Source organism: Cyclonatronum sp. (assembly GCF_022565315.1).
Taxonomy (GTDB): domain Bacteria; phylum Bacteroidota; class Rhodothermia; order Balneolales; family Cyclonatronaceae; genus Cyclonatronum.
Window position 1 is genome coordinate 1 of sequence record NZ_JAIUMX010000184.1, and the last position, 3,712, is coordinate 3,712.

At 58.5% G+C, this 3,712-nt stretch carries 3 protein-coding genes; all 3 read left to right on the forward strand.

Annotation, left to right across the window (positions count from 1 at the left end):
- Positions 1-56: 56 nt before the first annotated feature.
- Complete coding sequence (gene cysS / locus LAT75_RS15335) at positions 57-1,535, forward strand: cysteine--tRNA ligase (RefSeq protein WP_291483672.1); 1,479 nt, start codon at positions 57-59, stop codon at positions 1,533-1,535.
- A 24-nt stretch (positions 1,536-1,559) separates the two neighbouring features.
- Positions 1,560-2,636 (forward strand): prolipoprotein diacylglyceryl transferase, encoded by a 1,077-nt coding sequence (gene lgt, locus LAT75_RS15340; RefSeq protein ID WP_291483674.1) that lies wholly within the window; start codon positions 1,560-1,562, stop codon positions 2,634-2,636.
- A gap of 267 nt (positions 2,637-2,903) precedes the next feature.
- The gene (locus tag LAT75_RS15345) at positions 2,904-3,536 is read left to right on the forward strand and encodes an RluA family pseudouridine synthase (protein WP_291483677.1); all 633 of its coding nucleotides are present in this window, start codon (positions 2,904-2,906) and stop codon (positions 3,534-3,536) included.
- Positions 3,537-3,712 lie beyond the last annotated feature (176 nt).

The following is a 3,712-nucleotide window of genomic DNA, read 5'->3' on the forward strand; positions in this document are numbered from 1 at the left end:
GCTTGCAGTTTATCCCCTCATTCATCATCCACCCTCTTTTTTTGTAAGCGCCCGAAATGTCTCAGGAACAGATTCAGATTTACAACACCCTCACCCGAAAAAAAGAAGTCTTTGAACCCCAAACACCCGGCTTTGTGGGCATGTATGTGTGCGGACCCACCGTGTACGGCGATGCGCATCTCGGGCACGCGAAGAGCTATACCACTTTCGATGTGGTGGTGCGCTATCTGCGCTACAAGGGCTGGAAGGTGCGCTATGTGCAGAATATCACCGATGTGGGCCATTTAACGGATGATGCCGACGAGGGCGAAGACAAGCTTGCGAAGCAGAGCCGCATAGAGCGGCTTGAGCCGATGGAGGTAGCCGAGAAATACACCAACCGCTATTTCGAAGATATGGACCGGCTCGGACTCCTCCGGCCCGACATCACCCCGCGGGCGAGCGGGCACATCCCCGAGCAGATTGCGATGATTGAAACCCTGATTGCCAAAGGGCACGCCTACGAAGCCGGCGGCAACGTGTATTTCGACGTCACTTCCGACCCGAATTACGGTCAGCTGAGCGGCCGCCGCCTCGACGAGGCCGAATCCGGCACACGGGTCGTGACCGCGGGCGACAAGCGTCACCCGGCTGATTTCGCCCTCTGGAAAAAAGCCGACGACTCCCACCTTATGAAATGGCCCTCACCCTGGGGCGTTGGCTATCCCGGCTGGCACATCGAGTGCTCGGCCATGAGCACCAAATATCTGGGCGAAAACTTCGACATACACGGGGGCGGGCTCGAAAATAAGTTTCCGCACCACGAGTGCGAAATTGCGCAGAGCACCTGCGCGCACGGCACCGATCACGCGCACCCCTTCGTGCGCTACTGGATGCACAACAACATGGTGACGCTCGAAGGGCAGAAAATGGGCAAGTCGCTGGGCAATGCCATCTCCCTGCGGCAGTTTTACGACGGCAGCCACAAGCTGCTCAGCCGCGCATGGGATCCGCAGGTAATCCGCTTCTTCCTGCTGCAAAGCCACTACCGCAGCACCACCGATTTCAGCGAAACCGCGCTTCAGGCCGCCGAAAGCGGCTTTGCCAACCTGCGCACCTACCTCATGGACCTGCACAAGGCCGCGGCCTCCGATACCAAAACCGGCGAAGCCCTGCCGTTAGATGCCATCCGCGCGGAAACCGAAGAAGCCATGAACGACGACTTCAACACCGCGCAGGCCATCGCCCGGCTGTTCACCCGCATCAAAAATGCGCGCGCGGCCTGCAACAGCGGTCAGATACCGGCTAACCTCAGCGAGTTTCTGAGCTGGGCAACGGATTTCCTGGATACCGTACTCGGCATCCTGCCCGACCTCAGCGAGCGGGAGCAAGCCAATACCGAAATCATCGACGGCCTCATGCCGCTCATCCTCGATCTTCGCCGCGAAGCCCGGCAGTCCAAAAACTGGGCCGTTGCCGATCAGATCCGCGAAAAGCTCACGGAGCTGGGCATCAGCGTTCAGGACAGCAAAACCGGCTCTGACTGGTCCCTGTAATTTTCATCAACCGCACTTTATTTAATGCAAACCCTCAGCGACTCTTACTTTGTATGGCATGGCGACCCGGTGATGTTTCGTACCGGCGTGCTCGAGCTCCCTTTTGAAATCAGCATTCTGGGCCTCGTGCTGGCCGGGGCACTCATCTGGTTCGGTTATCAGAAGCTCGATCAGAAATTCAATCCGCAGCCGGATAAGCGCCGTGCGCGCCGCCGCGACAAGCAGGAGGCGCAGAAGTCCCTGATTCCTGGCACGCACATCGCGGCGCTTTCAGTTGGGGCGCTGATTGTTGGTCAGCTGCTGTTCCTGATCATCCCTTCCCCCGGCATAGCGCAGTTAGGTCCGATAGAAATGCGCTGGTACGGCTTCGGCTTCGCCCTCGCTTTCATGCTCGGCTACTTCCTCGGTTCGGCCATGTTCCGGCACGCCGGCTTCAAACAGGAAGACGCCGATTCCCTGCTCATGTACCTCTTTGTGGGCACCATCGCCGGTGCGCGCCTCGGCGAGGTGCTCTTCTACAACCCCGCCTACTACTTCAGCAACCCCGCCGAAATCCTGATGATCTGGAAAGGCGGCCTGGCAAGTCACGGCGCCTTCATCGGCAACATTCTCGCAATGTGGCTGTACGTAAGCCGCCGGCCGCACATCACCTACGTTTGGGTGCTCGACCGCATGACCATCCCCTTCGCCATCGGCGGGGTTTTTGTGCGTATCGGCAATTTCTTCAACTCCGAGATTTACGGCCTGCCAACCGACGTATCCTGGGCCGTTATTTTTGAGCGGGTTGATATGTTGCCACGCCATCCCTCCATGCTGTACGAAGCCGGCGCAGGCCTGCTGCTGTTCGCCATCCTGTGGGGCATGTACAAATACTGGAAGCATCAGCCGCCCGCGGGTGCCCTGCTCGGCGTATTTCTCACGGTGTTGTTTACCGCCCGCTTCCTCATCGAAATTACCAAGGTCGAACAGGCCGATTTCGCGGTAGAGTGGATTGTGGGCATGGGTCAGCTGCTCAGCATCCCGCTGGTTATCGCCGGCCTCTTTATCCTCATCGCCAAAGTAAACTGGAAACAAAAGCCCGAAACCCCGGCCGCAGCGTAGGTCCGCAACATTTTTTTATCGGGGGATGCGTGCTGTGGTGCTCCCCTTTTCGATGCTTCGGCTGCGTTTCCGTCAAACCGGCAGTTCCGGTCGGCGGCATGAACGAAGCCTTACTTCACTCCGAATGACGCCGGCTGTTTTCCGAAACAGCCCGGCAGATTTTCTCGCCAAAGGGGATGTGTCCTGTGATGCTCCCCCCCGCTCCCAAATCATCCGCGCTCATCCACCCCATCCCAAAAATCCGCGTGCCATAAGCCCGTGCCTACCATGCAGCCAGAAACCCTCTTTGAAGACTCCGATCTCATCATCCTCAACAAACCCGCGGGCATGCCCGTCGAATTCAACCCCTTCGGCGATGCGAGCCTGCAGGATTTCGTGGCTGATCACTGCGGAAACAGCATCCGCATCAGGACGGGCCCCGGCGTAGTGCACCGCCTCGATAAGGTCACGAGCGGCATCGTCGTAATGGCCAAGAAGCCTTCCATCCTCAAGCAGCTCAACGCCGACTTTGCGCAGGGGCTGCCCCTCAAAACCTATCACGCCCTTGTGTCCGGAAAACCGGAGCCGCAATCGGCCACCCTCACCCATGAGCTTGAAAAAGACAGTCTTGCCCGTAAAGCCAGGGCTGCAAAGCGCAAAACAAAAACCAGCAAAACGGCTGTGCTCAGCTACGAAACAGAAACCGTCACTTCAACGCAAACCCTGCTGCGCGTGCACCTCAAAACGGGCCGCTACCATCAGATTCGCGCACAGCTCTCCGCTGTCGGCCACCCCGTAATCGGCGACACCCACTACGGCGGTCCCGCGGCAGCCCGCGTAATGCTGCACTGCAGCCGACTCGTGTTCACCCACCCCAAAACGGGTCAGGAAACCGACACCCGCTGCGAAGCGGGCTTTTAGGAAGATGTTAATGTATTTGCCGGCATACTAATTTAGGGACGGGTCAGGATTGGCCGGCGCTGCTGTTTCAGAAACTGCGGCGCGCGATCCTGCCGGATAAGAAGTGTGCAGATCCACCTGTTGGGTGGGCCGGATGTAATCCTATGCCAATAATTAACGGGGGGAGCTCTGCCCAC